This window comes from Enhygromyxa salina, assembly GCF_000737335.2.
Taxonomy (GTDB): domain Bacteria; phylum Myxococcota_A; class Polyangia; order Nannocystales; family Nannocystaceae; genus Plesiocystis; species Plesiocystis salina_C.
This window is the reverse complement of record NZ_JMCC02000067.1, coordinates 13,653-29,652: the sequence shown is the minus strand read 5'-3', so window position 1 is coordinate 29,652 and position 16,000 is coordinate 13,653. Positions and strand designations below refer to the sequence as shown.

12 protein-coding genes are annotated in these 16,000 nt (G+C 67.0%); 5 read left to right on the top strand and 7 right to left on the bottom strand.

The annotated features are described in order from the left end of the window. The first annotated feature begins 3 nt into the window (after positions 1 to 3). The 4 genes from DB30_RS24415 to DB30_RS24395 all read left to right on the top strand — a co-directional run bounded on the left by DB30_RS24415 (position 4) and on the right by DB30_RS24395 (position 6,418). On the top strand, positions 4 to 1,059 hold the full coding sequence (locus DB30_RS24415) for a serine/threonine-protein kinase (protein ID WP_052553115.1): 1,056 nt from the start codon (positions 4 to 6) through the stop codon (positions 1,057 to 1,059). An 817-nt stretch (positions 1,060 to 1,876) separates the two neighbouring features. Continuing rightward, positions 1,877 to 3,787: a serine/threonine-protein kinase gene (locus DB30_RS24410; protein WP_052553113.1), complete on the top strand. Its 1,911-nt coding sequence runs from the start codon at positions 1,877 to 1,879 to the stop codon at positions 3,785 to 3,787. After that, complete coding sequence (locus DB30_RS24405) at positions 3,784 to 4,635, top strand: tetratricopeptide repeat protein (RefSeq protein ID WP_052553111.1); 852 nt, start codon at positions 3,784 to 3,786, stop codon at positions 4,633 to 4,635. Before DB30_RS24410 ends, DB30_RS24405 begins: the two co-directional genes overlap by 4 nt. A 16-nt stretch (positions 4,636 to 4,651) precedes the next feature. Further along, positions 4,652 to 6,418 carry an ABC transporter substrate-binding protein gene (locus DB30_RS24395; protein ID WP_205633053.1) on the top strand — a complete coding sequence of 589 codons (1,767 nt, stop codon included), beginning with the start codon at positions 4,652 to 4,654 and terminating at the stop codon, positions 6,416 to 6,418. A 151-nt stretch (positions 6,419 to 6,569) separates the two neighbouring features. Here DB30_RS24395 and DB30_RS24390 read toward each other — a convergent pair whose 3' ends face one another. The 5 genes from DB30_RS24390 to DB30_RS24370 form a co-directional block, all read right to left on the bottom strand. Then, entirely contained in the window at positions 6,570 to 7,295 is a 726-nt protein-coding gene (locus DB30_RS24390; protein WP_052553106.1) for a hypothetical protein, read from the bottom strand. A gap of 220 nt (positions 7,296 to 7,515) precedes the next feature. Next, positions 7,516 to 8,334, bottom strand: a complete 819-nt coding sequence (locus tag DB30_RS24385; protein ID WP_052553104.1) for an MFS transporter — start codon at positions 8,332 to 8,334, stop codon at positions 7,516 to 7,518. Positions 8,335 to 8,533: 199 nt separating this feature from the next. Further along, positions 8,534 to 9,853: an L-histidine N(alpha)-methyltransferase gene (locus DB30_RS24380; RefSeq protein WP_052553102.1), complete on the bottom strand. Its 1,320-nt coding sequence runs from the start codon at positions 9,851 to 9,853 to the stop codon at positions 8,534 to 8,536. Between the two features lie 246 nt (positions 9,854 to 10,099). After that, positions 10,100 to 10,654, bottom strand: a complete 555-nt coding sequence (locus tag DB30_RS24375) for an HD domain-containing protein (protein WP_052553097.1) — start codon at positions 10,652 to 10,654, stop codon at positions 10,100 to 10,102. Then, positions 10,655 to 12,544 carry a hypothetical protein gene (locus DB30_RS24370; RefSeq protein WP_146660424.1) on the bottom strand — a complete coding sequence of 630 codons (1,890 nt, stop codon included), beginning with the start codon at positions 12,542 to 12,544 and terminating at the stop codon, positions 10,655 to 10,657. 168 nt (positions 12,545 to 12,712) lie between these two features. Here DB30_RS24370 and DB30_RS24365 point away from each other — a divergent pair, with 168 nt between their 5' ends. Further along, positions 12,713 to 13,198: a hypothetical protein gene (locus DB30_RS24365; RefSeq protein ID WP_052553093.1), complete on the top strand. Its 486-nt coding sequence runs from the start codon at positions 12,713 to 12,715 to the stop codon at positions 13,196 to 13,198. A gap of 12 nt (positions 13,199 to 13,210) precedes the next feature. Here the strand turns inward: DB30_RS24365 and DB30_RS24360 are convergent, their stop codons facing one another. Together DB30_RS24360 and DB30_RS24355 are read right to left on the bottom strand one after the other, a co-directional pair. Continuing rightward, a complete protein-coding gene (locus tag DB30_RS24360) occupies positions 13,211 to 14,644 on the bottom strand; it encodes a UDP-N-acetylmuramate--L-alanine ligase (protein WP_052553091.1) in 1,434 nt (477 codons plus the stop codon). Beyond that, a complete protein-coding gene (locus DB30_RS24355; RefSeq protein WP_052553090.1) occupies positions 14,638 to 15,903 on the bottom strand; it encodes a radical SAM/SPASM domain-containing protein in 1,266 nt (421 codons plus the stop codon). The genes DB30_RS24360 and DB30_RS24355 overlap by 7 nt, the downstream gene beginning before the upstream one ends. Positions 15,904 to 16,000: the final 97 nt, after the last annotated feature.

The window sequence follows — 16,000 nt, the reverse complement described above, 5'->3', positions numbered from 1 at the left end:
TCCGTGGCAGATCCGCGAACGGATCACGTGACGGCCAAGATCGGGCTGCCGTCACCCCAGATTGGCCAGCACAGCACACTCGACCAGGCCCAGGCGAACGCGCTGGCCCAGGCGACTGCGTTAGCGCAGGCCATGGCCGGCGGTGATCTGCCGCCGGGCACGTCCGTCATCCAGCAAAAGCGCTTCGAGGTGGTCGAGCGGCTGGGCGAGGGCGGGATGGGCAAGATCTACAAGGCCTACGATCCAACCATGGATCGCTACGTCGCGCTGAAGGTGCTCAAGCCCGACGTCCCCGAGAGCGAGCAGTCGCGGTTCCACCGTGAGGCGGTGATCGCCGCCAACTTCTCGCACCCCAACTTGGTCCGCGTGCTCGAGGTCGGCCGGACCGAGGCCTTCCAGTGGTTTGCGATGGAGTACCTGCGCGGCAACGACGTCGGCGACGTGCTCGCGCGGCGCCGCTACATCTCGTTTCGCGTGCTGATCGACATCTTCACGCAGACCCTGGACGCGCTGCACTACATCCACACCCGCAACATCGCGCACTGCGACATCAAGCCAGAGAACATCTTCATCACCCGCGACGCCTACGATCGGCGCCTGGTGATCGTGAAGCTGATCGACTTTGGGATCGCGCGCGAGTACGGCGGCCCGCTCGAGCTGCACACCCACATCACGGGTGATCCCCGCTACATGGCCCCGGAGCAGGCGGTCATCAATGGGCGCATCGATCACCGCGTAGACCTGTACGCGCTCGGCGTCACGTTCTACGAGGTCGTCACAACCCGCCACCCGGTCGAGGAGCACTTCGATCTGCCGGCGACCAAGCTGCTCGCGCTGCAGGTCAAGAAAGAGTTCGAGCCGCCCAGCATCTACATGCCAGAGAACACCCCGCCAGAGCTGGCGGCGGCGGTCGACGACTTCACCGCGCGGGCCTGCGCCAAGGATCCGGGGCAGCGCCACGCCAACGCCCTCGAGATGCAGGCCGAGCTGGTCTCGATGCTGGGCATCCTCAACCAGATCGCCAGTACCGAAGAAGAAGATCGCGATCTGGGCACCTGAAGGGATCGGGCTGTCGCCCGGTGCCGAGCGGGACCAGCTGCTCTGAGCTCGGGCGAGGGCTTCTCGCCCGCTTGCAGACGCTTCGTCGACCGGTTCACCGCTGGGCAGCAAACTGCAGCGATCCGCGCCGACCAAGCGACAGCCGAGATGCGCGCAGCAGCGCTCGCGCCCGCGTCGCGTTCGGATCGTATTTTTCCAGTGGCTGGCACCCAACCGCCTGGCCGCGGACCTGTAGCCTGCGAGAGATCGCCGGTCCGGGCGGGGTCTAGGTCATGCTTGTTCAGCCGTCAAAGAACGGTGTTTGGACGGTCCACCTAGCAGACCCCGGCACGCCTTCGCGCGAGCGTCCCGCATATCAGTCTGGTCCCGCGCCAGCGGCCATGGCTCCAAACCGGTCGCTTGGGACCAGCTTTTGCGGGTTGAGGCGCTCTCCCGCCTGCACCCCAGGTAGGGATTTTCCTTGTAGAGTAGAGTGGTGGTGCCGCAAAATGACAGCGACCGCGAAGCCCTCGATCGAGGTTCTCCTGCCCGGACCCGCACCGCACCCCCGCGAACCCAGCCGCATGCCCGGCTTGGCTTGGAGTCGCGCTCCACGAGCGGCGCCCTCGGCAGCCGTCCCAACCACATGGGTTCGCTCGGCTTGCCCGGCCCCAGTTCGCTCGGTTCGCAATCTCAGCCCCCACTTCATGACGACTCTCCGCCAACAGCGACCGCCCCTAGAACCAGCAGACGGGTGGGCCGTCCCTCTCGGACCACGAGTGGAGCGACAAATCAAATGGTGATGTCTAGCAGTGTGAACAGTTTGACCAGTTTGACCATGGACGCCGGAAACGATCCGCTGATCGGCCAGACTCTAGGTGGCAAGTATACCGTCGAGCGATTGATCGGGCGCGGCGGCATGGGCCACGTGTACTCGGCCACCGCAACCGATGGCGACGCTGCCGCGCACGATCTAGTCGTCAAGATGATCGCGCCGCCCCTGGCCCAGCAGCCCCAGGCGATGGCTCGGTTCGAGCGCGAGGCCAAGCGACTCGACGGCCTGCGCCACTCCAACATCGTCGAGATGTTCGACTACGGGCGCGAGGGCGGCCGGGCGTACATCGTGATGGAGTACGTCGACGGCGAGCTCCTCAGCGACTTTCTGGCTCGCAAGGGGCGGCTGTCGCTGGCCGACTTCGTGCCGATCGCAGCGCAGATCCTCAAGGGGGTCGGCCACGCGCACTCGCGCGATCTCATGGTCCGCGACATCAAGCCCGGCAACGTCATGCTGTGCGAGCGCAAGGGCCGGGCCAACTTCGTCAAGATCATCGACTTCGGCCTCGCCAAGATGCTCGAGGGTGATGAGGACATCACCAAGCAGCACTTCATCGGAACCTCGGGCTACCTCTCGCCCGAGCAGATCAAGGGCCTCGACATCGATCTGCGCGTAGATGTCTACGCGCTCGGCGTGCTGTTCTATCAGATGCTCTCGGGCCGCATGCCCTTCGAGGCCGAGAACGACACAACGCTGCTCTACAAGCACGTCCACGAGTTCCCAACGCCGCTGTCCGAGGTGTTGCCGGCCAACCACGAGGTCCCCGACGAGCTCGTCCACCTGATCCACGACTGCCTCGAGAAAGATCCCGACCAGCGCCCGCGCGACGCCAACGAGATCGTCGAAAAGCTGATCGATTGCGTGCCAATGGCGATGTTCAAGCTCCCCGCGGTCAGCGAGACCGCCGAGCACGTCGCTATCTCTGCGCTTTCAACCGCGGCGCTCAACGCCCCGACCGGCCAGACCGCGACCTACCTGCAGGTCGAGGCGCACGACGACCAAAGCGATCCAATCACCGCTGGCGGCAGCTCGGTGCGGGTCCAAGCCCCGGCCACCAGCCCCAGCCAGACCTTCGCCAGCGAGCCGCAGTCCAAGGGCAAGCTGATCTGGATCGTCGGTGGGGTGGCTGTCGCCGCGCTGCTGGGTCTGGGCGCGATGGTCATGATGAACAACAACGGCGGCGAGGCCCCGCAGCCCGACGCTGCGCCGGTCGCCGCCAACACAGCCGAGCTCGAGGCCGCGATCGCCTCGGCCCAAGAGCTGGTCGGCCAGGGTGACTTCGACGCGGCCGCGCGCAAGCTCGACCCGGTCCGCGGTCAGATCGCCAACGCGCCCAACTTGTCCGGCACGGTCACCCACCTCGACAAGCAGATCGAGGTCGGTCGTCTGATGAAGACCGCCCAAGCGCTCGACACCGAAGGCAACACCGGCGCCGCGATCTCGGCCTACCAGGCGGTGCTCGAAGCGGACGCCTCGAACGCCGAGGCGCGCAAGCGCATCGCCGAGCTGCAGGCCTCGGTTGGCGCGGACAACGGGATCTTGCAGATCAGCACGGTGCCACCCGCCGATCTCCTGATCGACGGCTCGCCAGCGGGCAACACGCCCTACGACAAGCCGCTGTCGGTTGGTAAGCACACGATCACGATCAGCGCCAAGGGCTACGAGACCTGGGAGCGCGAGATCGAGGTCAAGGCCGGGGACAACCCCCCGATCGACTTCACCCTGACGCCGGTCGCAGCGGCCAGCGACAAGCCCAAGCCAACGCCAATCAAGAAGCCGGCAGCCTCCCCGACGCCCGCGGAAGCCGAGCCCAAGCCCGAGCCCAAGCCCGAGCCCAAGCCCAAGAATCCCTTCTTGGATCCCGAGAAACCGAAGAACGAGAACGGGCCATTCTTGCCCGTGGAGAAGAAATGACCCCCGTGACCTCGCTGCTGTCCGCGCTCTCCTCCGTTACCTTGTCCATCTCGCTCGCGTTGGGCTCGACGGTCGCGTTGGCTGCCCCCGCGGCATCCCCCACCCCCGAAGCCGAAGCCGACGCCGACGCCGAGGAAGTCGAGCGCAAGACCGAGGCCGAACAGCTCAGCGATCAAGCGATCGAGAAATTCCAGGCCAAGGACTTTGACGGGGCCGTCGCGCTGTTCGAGCAGGCCTACGAAGTCGATCCCCAGCCAAACTTCCTGTTCAACATCGGCCGCGTCCACGAAGAGGCTGGCAACCTCGAGAAGGCCGTCGAGTTCTACGCAAGGTTCGTCAAGCAACCTGGCGTTGATCTCAACTCGCGGGAGACCGCGCTCGACCGTCTCAAGGTGCTTCGCGCGATCCTACAAGAGACCACGGAGAAGCCGCCCGAAGAAGAGCCGGACCCCGAGGTCAAGCCGGTCGAGCCACCGCCCCCGCAGACCGATGCGGCCGACGATGACGCCAAGCGCAAGCGCAAGACCCTGCGCGCGGCCGGGTTTGCGCTCACGGGCGTCGGCGCAGCCGCGATGATCGGCGGCGCCGTCGTGGGGGGCCTGGCCCAGGGTGACTTCAACAAAGCTGGCGAGGCCGAGGTGCCGAGCGACAGTCAGTCGCTGCTCGATAGCTCCAAGACCAAGGCGCTGACGGCTGACATTCTGTTGGGCGTTGGCGGTGCCGTGTTGCTGACCGGAGTCGTCCTGGTCGCCATCGGCTTCAGCAAGCCCAAGCAGAGCTCGCGCGTCGCGTTGACGCCAACCTTTGGTCCGGGCGGCGGCGGTGGCGTTCTGCGCCTGCGCTTCTAACGAATTGGAATTTATCATGACTGACCTCACCGCTTCCTCATCCCGTTCATCTGAATCCTCATGGATCGCGCGGCTGTCCACCTGGGGCGTCGGCTTCCTGGGCATGGCCGTGGCCGTCCCAGGCTGCTCGCTGATCCTGGGTGGTGACGGGGGCTTTCAGCAGTGTCAAACCGACAATGACTGCGACCAGTTCAGCGGCAACTGGGTGTGCGACGCAGCTAGCAACACCTGCGTCGAAGACAGCGTCGCGGACGGCACGATGACCGGCGATGGTGACGGCGACGGCGATGGTGACGGCGACGGCGACGGCGACGGCGACGGCGACGGCGACGGCGACGGTGACGCCGACTGCTCGACCCACACGCAGTGCGTCGACCTCCACAACGAAAACTGGATGTGCAGCTGCAACGGCACCTGCGTCCAGGCGCTGACCAGCGAGTGCCAGCTGGTCAAGTGGCCCAACGACACCCCGCAGGACAACGTCGTGTTCATCGGCTCGATCATGCCGACCTCGCCGCCGTTCGACACGTTGGTGCTGCCGCTGCAAAACTCGATGCAGCTCGCGATCGCGGACTTCAACAAAGAGACCCAGCTGCCGGGCGGCCAGAAGGTCGCGTGGGTTGCGTGTGACTCGGCCGCCGGCTCGAAGGCGGTCGAGGTCGCGCAGCATCTGGTCGACAACGTGTGCGTGCCCGCGATCGTCGGCCCCGTGTTCTCCGAGGCCGTCATCGCCGCTTCCGAGATGGTCACGGTCCCCGCCGGGGTGTTCACCATCACCCCCACGGCCACCAGCAAGAAGCTCACCGATCTCGACGACGACGATCTGGTTTGGCGGCCGATCGCAAGCGACGTCTATCAGGCCCACGCGGTCGCCGACCGCCTGCAGGCAATCGTCGAGCCCGGCGACAACGTCGTGATCCTCAACAAGAACGACGAGTACGGAAACTCGCTCTCGCTCGACGCCTACGCCAACACCATGGGCGTCAACGTCACAGACGTGTTCGCCTACGACCTGCAGCTGGATCCCACCGATCCAATCGTCGACGTCGCCGACCACATCCCCAACACGATCTTCACCGACGGCGGAGACAACCCGCCCGAGGTCATCGTGTTGGTCGGGACCAGCGAGGTCCAGGCGTTCATACTTGGCTACCTGCAGGCGATCGCGGTCATGCAGCCCCCGCCAATCCCGAAGTTCTTGGTCACCCACGGCGCGGTCCCGTCGATGGTCGACGTGATCAAGCACCCGCTCGTCATCGACGACGACATGACGCAGGGGCTGCTCTACTCGATCCTCCAGGGTGTCGCGCCGATCATCTTCGACGAGCAGAACTTCACCGCGTTCAACACCCGCTACATGGTCAAGTTCATGGAGACCAACTCGATCTCCACGTCCTCGCTGGCCTACGACTCGGCGCTGGTGACCATGTTCGCAATGGCCGCAATCCCCGAGGGTGAGGCGATCACCGGGGCGAACATTGCCGCGCAGATGGGCAAGCTCGTCGATCCAGACGGCACCTTCATCAGCTTCGGCCCCGAGATCAACACCACCTTCATCAAGACGGCAGTCAACGCGCTCTCGGTTGGGGGCACGGTCGATCTCAAGGGGGTGTCCGGCGAGCTCGCGTTCGACCTCGCCACGGGTGACGTGCGGACGGACCTGCTTGGCTGGCAGCCGGAGCCGATCAACGCGAACCTCGACGCGCCGGGGCTGGTGCCCAAGCGGCTCTACACGCTCAACCCCGTGCCGGCCACGGACGGGACCTGGGCAGAGCTGCCGTAGCAGGGCTCAGACTCTCCACATACAACTTGGCGCTGCGGCGGGGCGAGAGAAGCTTCGCCCGGCGGTGCCGACCTCGCTGTCGGAGCGGGCGCGCGGACTCAGCGTGAGGATTTGGGGCGATTCACGCGAGCTCTCGAAGAAGTCCTTTCGGCTACTCTTCGCCACGCTCGCGGCGCCAAATGGCGGCTTCGTACTCAACGTCCTGACGCAGAGCTTCATCATCGCCAACGACCGCGTCAAAGAACTCGCGGTGCCAGATGTAGAGCACCGCGGCCATGTATCGCTCCTCTTGCAACCAGCTCCGATACGCTGCCAATGCTTCGGACAAGTGGGGAACTGCCGCACCGATGACTGCCTCGAACACAGGTTGCTGAAATTCCGAATCCAGCGACCCCGAACCGAAACGTGGCAATCCTCCAGACAATGCCATGAGCTCTCGTTCGTGGAACAACTTCGTCTCGACCGCGCCGTCGTCCAGTTTGACCGTGATCCGGGCGACCACTGGGCCTCGGTTCCCACGCGCGTCCCCCACTACCGGCAGTGTCCCGCTGTACACGTAGAACACGACCGCGCAATTGACTAGAGGCCACGCGAGCGGAACCATCGGGCTCAGGCGAAAGCCCTCGTCGAGATGCCGCTCATGTTCCGATGGAACATGATCTGCAAAGCCAGCCGCACGCCTCGCGTCCTCGGCGAGACGGATCGCGTTTTCCGCGTCGGCAATTGCCTGGTTGCAGCGTGGCGGAGGCACGGGCACGCTTGGCTCAATGACCTGCGAGATCGAGTCACGCTCGGCGCTCTCGGGTCGATCGACCGTGCTCGTGCAAGCGACGACACAAAAAAGGCCCGGCAGCCATGGCTTTTTGGGGGCTTTCATACGTTGGGGAAGCCCTTCGCTAGATGTTCGTCAGTGTCTCCAAACCGCGGCCAGATTGTCAACAATACAAATTCCCTCGAAAGATCCGGGCTCGGGGTCTTCCCTCGCGGCCAGGACGCCAAGACCTACGCGGACAAAATTGAAGGTGGTCGAGACGGTCGCGGCCGGCCAGTTCGGCGATGAGATGGAAGACCAACGGGTGATGCCCGCGCGTCACACTTCAGGGGACGCGCACCGGTTGCAGCGCTGACACGCGGCGTGGCCCCGCAGCCGGCTTGGCGCTCGTCAGCTGGGCGAGCGGCCGCCACGAACAACCCAGGGCGACGCCCGCGATCACAGCGATGCTCCCCACAGACATGCACGCGGCAAACACAGGCTCGGGTGCGAGGGTCGTGGGGGCCGTCCAGGCGCCCGTGGCCCGGCCCAACAACACGCACAGCACCCAGCCGGCCGCCCACGCGCTGCTGGTTCCGCACTCACGAACGGCGGCCAAGCTCGTCGGTCCCAGGCACAGCGCCGCCAGCCCCAGCGTGGTCGCGCAGGCTGCCACGGCGGCCATTCCCACGTCGCCTTGGGCGAGGCTCCACTCCACGCCGACCGCCAGCGACAACCCGCTCAGCGCCAGCAGCACGAAGCCCAGGCCAAATTTGATCGCAGGCGAAGGCTCGAGCGCGACGCGAGCCAGCAGCCGCCACACCACAAACACCAGCGGCGCCAGCACCAACATCGGCGCGACGAACAGCAGCTCGATCGTGCCCGGCGAGGGCCAGAGCCCAAGCACGTCCGTGCGCGCCGAAGCGATCGCCAGCGCCGTCTGCTCGAGCCGTCCAAACGCGATCCAAAACCCGAGCTGAACCACCGCCAGGATCGCCACGACCCACCACGGGCGCGTGCGCTCGGCGGGCGCGTGGGTCGGCAGCGAAACGATTGAGAGCAGGCCGCAAGCCGCCAACCCCACCAACGCGAGCCCGGCCGCGCGCGAGCCCACTCGAGCGAGCGGCGTTGCGATCGCCACGCCCACGCTGACTGCGACGAACATTAATTCAGCGCGACCCCGCGCGGTGTGCTGGCCCCTTGCCATGATTTCACTTGCCATGATTCAACCCCTCCTCGGCCGCTTCCGCGGCCGGACATCCAGCGAGCCAAACTGCTCGATGGAAAGCTATCTTCAGCTCGGGCGAGGGCTTCTCGCCCGCTTGCGGACACCCGCGGAGACTGGTTCATCGCTGGGCAACGAACTATGCGCGTGCGCGACGAAGCAGCAGGTGCGCGGTGCGATCGCGATCGAGGCTGTCCTTGACCGCATGCTCGAACAGAGTCTCGTAGCCAAACCCCAGCAGCCATTGCTGCAAGGCCGCGACGTCGTAGCGGCGCGAATACAGCACCGAGCAGCGCTGTCCGCTGGCGTTGATGTCCACGTCGTGGACGAAATTGTGCGAGCGCGGGACCTCGCAGGTGACCCCGCCATCGCGCGGGATGATGCGCATGTTGGACTCGAGCAGCGAGCCAACCGAGGCACGAAAGCGGCGGTGCGGGCCCTCGACCAGGGCCCGGCGGACGGTTTCTTGGGTGTCCCCGAGCCCGCCCTTGGCCAGCGCATACAGGGCGTCGTCTTCGATCCGCGTCTGGCGTACCCCAACCTCGAGCCACAGCAAGTCACCCGGCCGCAGCACGCGGCTCAAGGTCCGCTCGACGAACACGGTCTCGCTCTTGAGGTTGCCAAAGGTACCGCCAAGGAACAGCACCAAGCGGCGGTCATCGTCAGCCTCGGACAGATGCCCGGCGAATCCGATGTTGCCGTCTTCGAAGTCCGAGCACGATGGCCGGACCAAGAAGTGGGGCCAGCGCTCGCTCTCGACCTTGTCGCGGATCAGGTTGCGGGCCTTCTCGGACGCGAGCCGCAGCAGCGGGATCGAGACATCGACCGGCGTATAGGTGAGCCAGTCGATCAACCGGTGATTGGGCCCCGAGTGGTCAATGAGCAGCTTGATCGCGTGGGCCTCTTTGGCCCCATCGCCGGGGCCAAGGCTGATCAGATCCACGCCGCAGGACTTGCCCTCGGTCCAGCGCAGAGCCGCGCCAAGCTTGGGGGCGCTGGTGCGTGACGAACCACCAAGCGCGGCCGTCAGCGCCGACACGAAGCCCTTGCTCAACAGCGTGTTGCCGTAGCCGGTCGCCAGCAGCTGCGTCCACGCCATCGCGCCGGCGGGGTGGTAGTAGAGGAACTTGTGGCCGAGGTAGACCGAGTCCCACTTCTCGCGCAGCTCTCTCTCGAGGTCCTCTGGGCCCGCGCCCTCTTCGATCACGATCGGACACAGCGAGGGCTCGCCGACCAGGTCTACGCCGCGGCGCTTGCTCAGGAAGTAGATCCTGGCGATGACCTCCTCGAGCTTGCCGCTGTTGAGCGCCTTGACCTTGCCGGTCTTCCAGTTGTGGATCGTCGTGGGTGTGACGCTGCAGATCGAGGCCTGGGCCTCGTTGGTGTGGAAGCCGTGCAATTCCAGAAGCCCGAAGATCAGGTCGAACACCTGACTGGTCTGGCTTCCGGCGGCGGACATGGAGAGAGTCTACTGACCCACGAGTCTGCTGCTCCAGGGAGATATGCGGCGCGGCGAAGACAACATTGGGGGATCCGCGCAAACTGCGAGATGCCCCGTAGATCCCCGCAGGGATGATCACGGGGTGTCTGCGTCGTCGGATATGACCGCTGAACGGTGTTCAGGGCGATGCTGGATGTTTGTCCGCCTGCCCCGATGTTTGAGCGCGCGCGACCAATGTTGGATCGCTCGGCCCCGCGACCGCGCTCAGCCAAGCTCGACCGAGCGCCGCAGCCGATCATCGGCGCCCGCGGCCACGCCCTCGAAGATGTGATCGGCGAGCTCGAACACCCGCCAGCGCGGCTGCTCGAGTTGATGAGCGAGGAGCTCGATCACCCGGCCCTCGAGCGCCGCCACGCGCTTACCCTTCCATAGCTTGTCAGCGAGCGCGACGAGTAGATCCTCGAGCGCCAAGCTCGCCTGGTCCCAGCTCGCGTGTGTGATGCAGAACCTCGCGAGGTGCTCGGGCACGCGCCGCTCGATCAACAGCGCCTGCCCGGCCTGCTCGTGGGCGTGACCCGGACCGCGCAGCTCGCTTGGGTGAACGAGCTTGCCAACATCGTGCAGCGCGGCGCCGATCTGGATCTCACCCGCGTCAAACCGGGCGCCGAGCCTGCGGGCCAGCGCATCCGTCAGCTCGATCGCCGCCTCGAGCACCAGCTCGTGGTGACGGAGCAGGCGCGCGGGCACTTCCAGCTCAGCCAACAACGCGAGCGCGTCCGCGCCGGTCTCGAGCTTGGGTTTGTTGGGGATCATCTTCATCTACCAGTCCAAACAATACTCCGGCGCGACCTTGGGATCGCGGACCCACTGCACGACCCGCAGCGCTGGCCCGGCGGGCCGATAGCTCAGCTGGATCGGCTTGCCATCCCGCATCACGGCGAGCTTCACCGGCTCGCTAGCGTCACCCGCAACATAGTCGAGCTCGACCAATTGGTCGCTGCCGCGCAGCCCGGCCTTTGCCGCGGGGCCATCGGGATCCACCCCTGTGAAGCTTGGCGCCTCGCCGACACGCGTGGTGTCGACAAAGCCCAGCTCGAACCGGCGCAGCTTGGTTTGCTTTGGCACGAAGCAGCGCCCGTACGCGCCGGGGCTGAGCGGCGGACGCTGGCCAACCAGCACGACGGCCTCGAACATGGCCCCAAGGTCGCCCTCGGGTGGATCCGAGTGCGACATCAACCATGCCATCTCCCGCAGCAGCTCGGCGAGGGCGAGCTCGCGCCGCTCCGAAGCCACCGCGCGCGCGACCAGCAGGCGCAGGGCCTCGCCAACCCCAACGCTGGCGCCCCACTTGTCGACGTGCCCGCGGATCCGATCGTTGGCCCAGGCCATGTACGCGGCCCCGCGCGCGACCAGCAGCCCCTGCGCGTCGGTGGCTGCGATCTTTGTGGTTGGGTCGGCTCCCGGCTTGCTGGCGGCGGCGATCAGCGCGACCAGATCATCGAGCGTGCGCGCGCGCAGGGGGGAGGCGGCGAGCTCGAGCTCGATGCGGTTGAGCTCTGCGGAGTACTCGTCGTCGGACAGCACACCAAGCTCGAACAACACCTCGCGCGCGACGTAGCGGGTCGCGCCAGCGGTGAACCACAGCTCGCTGATCGGGTCGGCGCTGGGATCCAACATCACACGCACGCGCCCGCCGAGCCAGCGCGCGACCAGGGCTTGGGCCGTGCTCATGCGGGCTTGGGCGTTCCAAGTTGCGGACTGGTCGGCCAGGATCACCAACCCGCGACCGCGCAGCTCCGCACGAAACTCTGGCTCTGCCGCGGCGCGTGAACCAGTCACGAGCATGGTCACCAGCGGCTCAATGGTTGGCAGACCGATCTGCCGATCGACCATGGTGCGGACGGCAGCCAGCTCGGCCGCCGACCACCGCTGATCAAAGCGCGCCGGCCCAATGCCAAGCCAACGATCCTCGCCGCGCACGCTGTCGAATCGCGCCCACTCGACCGCGCCCATCATGAACGCGACCCGGCGCAGCTCGAAGGGCCAGGCCTCGAGCTCGAGCTCGCTGCCAACCGCGAAGCTGCTCGCAGCTCGAAGCGGGGGCAGGCCGGTGGCCTCGCTTGGATCCGCCGGCTGGAACGCCTTGGGCTCGAGGTGGATCGCCAGGCTCTGACGCTGATCCAAGATGCCCTCGGGCAGCAACAGGAGCGCCTCGCCGGTTGCGAACAGGTGAACCTCGTCGAGCTCGATCCGCGCGACCTGGCCGAGCGCCGCAGGCACCGGCTCGAGCTCGTAGCTGATCCGCAGCGGCAACACTGGCGTCCGATCCAGGCTCAGCTCGACGCTCTCTTGCTCGGCGTCAACGCGGGTCGCGAGGCTGAATTCGATCGGGCCTTCGGCGTCCTCGATCGTTGGGTTGAAGCCGCCCACGATCGGGCCCGCGAGGCTCCACTCGCGCAGCGCCGGCCCAAGCTCGGGGTCGAGCCCTGTCAGCTCGATCCGCACAGCGACCTTCGCCGCCGGCGTGAGCAGCGGCGTGACAAACACGTGGAACCCCGGCGCGAGCGACTCCGTTGGCGCCAGCTTGGGTGCAGGGGTCGCGGCGCGCTGAGGTTCGGGCGCCTCGGTCGGCGCGGGCGCCCGACATCCGAGCAGACACGCCGCCAGCAACAGCGAGCGATGGACCCCCGTATATGTGGACCTTGGCACCGAGTGATTCGAGCCGATGTTGCTGCGTAGGTCAACCGCGAGACCCATTGCTACAAATACGGTGGCGAGAGACACCGACGCGACTCGAGCGAGCGCCGGCACCTGATGGCACCGATTCTGCGGGGTCCCCAAAGTTGACAACCCGATCTTTGGCAGCATCCTCGCCGCATGCACAGGATCGCGAAAAACGCCGTGGTGGCGGTGTCATGCTCGCTCCTCACCATGGTCGCCTGCGAAGGCACCAAGGTTGACGATCAGGCCGCCAAGGAGATCGACAAGGCCGCTGACGAGCTCCAAAAGGACGCCAAGCAGGCCGGCGAAAAGATCGAGGACAAGGTCGAAGCCGCAGCAGACAAGGCCAAGGACGCGACCCAAGAGCTCGGGGCTGACGCTCGGGCGGCGTTGGATCGCGCCGATGCGCGAATGTCCAAGCTCGACGAGCGGCTTGCCAACGCCAAGCGTGAGGCCGAGGCCAAGCAGCGCAAAGTCAGCGACGACATCCAGCGGGAGGTCGAAGAGGCCAAAGCCAAGGCGGCAGCCAAGGCTGAAGCAGCCAAGAACGCAGCGGCCGAAAAGTCTGGGCAGGCGATCGATGAATTGAACGCCGCGCTCGACGACCTCGACAAGAAGATCGAGGCGTACGAAGCCAAGTGACCCGCGCGAAGGTCAGCGCCCATTCACGCGATTGCTGTCGCTCAATTGAGCAATACCTCCCGCGTGAGTGGATCGGCACCCGACCAATGCATGCGCGACGCGGCTCACACCGCCGGTCCCCATCACGAGCACCACGTCTTCACTTTGGGCGAGCCCACGCGTGATTGAGACCGCTTCGTCGAGCCCTTCGGCGCGGATCACCTGCCGAGCACGCCCAGCTTCGGCGCGGGCGCGATCGAGGCAGTCCGCGATGCCGAACTCCGTCTGGCCCCGGTCGCGCTCACGCCCGGCGTGGACCGGGGTCACGACGATGACGTCCGCTCCGGCGAGGGCCGTGGCGAAGCGCTCTCGAAGCCGCTGCTCACGGCTGGGCAGGTGAGGTTCGAATACGGCGATCAAACGCGCCGCCGGCCACTCGCTGCGCGCCGCCTCGATCGCTGCCGCGACCTCGCTGGGGTGGTGCGCGTAGTCGTCCAAGACGAGCGCACCGCCAACCTGGCCAAGCCGTTGCAAACGCCGGGACACGCCCGCGAAGCTCGACAGCGCGAGCGCGGCGTCCGGGGGATCGACACCAAGCATCCCCGCGGTGGCGATCGCCCCGAGCGCGTTGCGGAGGTTGTGCGCGCCCGGAGCCCACAGACGAACCCGGCCCGCGCGCCGTCCATCCACGTGGAGCTCGCACTCACTCGGGCCGCAGCGCTCGCCCCGAACGCGCGCGCTTGCATGAAGACCAAACCCCCACACCGGTCGATCCGTACCCCCGAGGTGGTCCTCGCTCCACGCTCGCAGGCGTGCGTCGTCGACCCCGAGCGCGAGCCCGCGAGCGGCCCCCGTGCACAGGCGCTCGAAGCTGGCCACGATCGCCGCAAACCCACCTCGTGAAGAAAATTGCTCGACGTGGTCGTCGTCGACGTTGCCCAGACAGACGATCGGCGCGGGCGTCTGGTCGAGGGCGCCGTAGCCCTCGCAAGCCTCGAACAGCGCGATGGGCTCGGACCCGATGCGATGACCCCCGCCCAAGATCGGCGCGTTGGCACCAAGGACCACGGTTGGGTCGCGGCCGACGGTGATCAGGATGTGGGCCAGCATCGCCGTTGTCGTGCTCTTGCCGTGGGTGCCGGCCACGGCCACGCGCTCGGGTGCGGGCAGCAGGGCGGCGAGCAGCTCGGCGCGGCTGAGGATCGGCAGCCCCGCTCGCCCAGCCTCGCGCACCAGCGGGTGGGTGTCGGCGACTGCAGGCGACCGCGCGACGAGGTCACACGCGCCCAGGGATCCATGAGGCGAGCGGGCGTCGATGCCCGCCGCTCGCAGCCTGTCCAGGTTTGGGGATGGCTGCGCGTCGCTGCCACTGACGACGTAGCCCCGCCGAGCAGCCACGTGCGCCAGCGCGCTCATGCCGACGCCGCCGATCCCGAGCAGGTGCAGCCGCGAGCCCGGCTTTAGCACGACCCATACCGCTCGTCGTAGGCGCGCACGAAGGCCTCTTGAACCCGAGGGTTCCGACCCAGCGCCGTGCAGGCGCCTCCTTCGGTCGACAGGCCCTCGACCAGCGCCGGCGCGCTCGCCCGGAGCATGCGAAAGGCCTCGCCGATCGCCAGCTCGCCGTGACCGTGGCGCTGGGCCACGCGCAGCAGGCGATGCAAGACCGCGACCGTGCTGCCGTGTGGCCCCCGGTCCGAGCCAGAATTGACGCGCGCGATGATCTTCCCGATTCGCTCCTCGCGGATGTTGCCGATCGGGTACATGAAATTCCCACACAGGGCGACCTCACCATCATGGTTGATCGACAGATCCTGGTGGTGCGCGCCGCCGTCGTGGGCCTGTGCTCGCGGTCGCATGTTGCCGCAGCGGATCTGCTCGAGGGCGGCTCCGCGGCGGCGCTCGAGCAGGCGCTCGGGCAAGATGAGCGCGGCGCCAACCTTGGAGGTCTGCAAGCGCTTGACGAGCACCCGGCCCGCGTCTGCCTCTGTGCCCCACCACTCGACCCCGCCGCCCTCGACCCCGCCGCGCGCCGAGCTCTCGTGGCGCAGGCCTGCGCGCGCGAGCACGTCGTCGAGCACCCGGCGCGAGCCCTTCACCCACGCCCCGCTGGCCGTCGCGCTCACGCGCAGGCGATGGCCGATCGATTGTTTTTCATGCTCCACGCCAAAGCCGAGCTCGAGCAAGACCCGAATGACCCGCCCGGCGACCTCGGTGGGCACGCGGTTCGCCGGGGCCGCGTCGACGCCCCGCAGGGTGTTGTGGCTGTTGTCGATGCTGACGAACACGCGGGTCAGCCCGGCCCGCTGCCAGGTCTCGAGCAGGGTCCGCGTGGACTCGCCCCAGGCGCCCGCCTGACGCAGCAGGGCCTCGTTCTTATCCGCGTAGGCGCCCCGGGCCCCGAGCGCCGCCGCGTTGGTGACGACGCTGGTCGCGAGGCCAAGCGCGCGCGCGTGTGCGGTCAGCTCGACCAGCTCGCGGTAGCGCAGCGTGGGCTCGCCCCCGCTCCAGTAGACGCCGGCCATGCCCATCGCCGCCCCATCCGACAAGACCTCCTCGAGCAGCTTGCTGGGGAGGTCCTCACGGCTGGAGTTGTCGGCGCGGCGAGTGTCGTTGAAGCAGATCGCGCAGTCGTTCGTGCATCGGCCGGTGACCGCGATCTTGAGCTGCGCCGTGGGCATGTAGAGTGGCGCTTGTGCGTCTTGGGTCGTCGTCTGTTGATGCATGCGTGGGGCTTCTCGCGCGTGGCAGGCGGATTGTGCCAGCCTACGCGCGAGCGCGTGGATCTTTTCCCACTCCGCGTCAACTTCAGGCCAGGCCAGC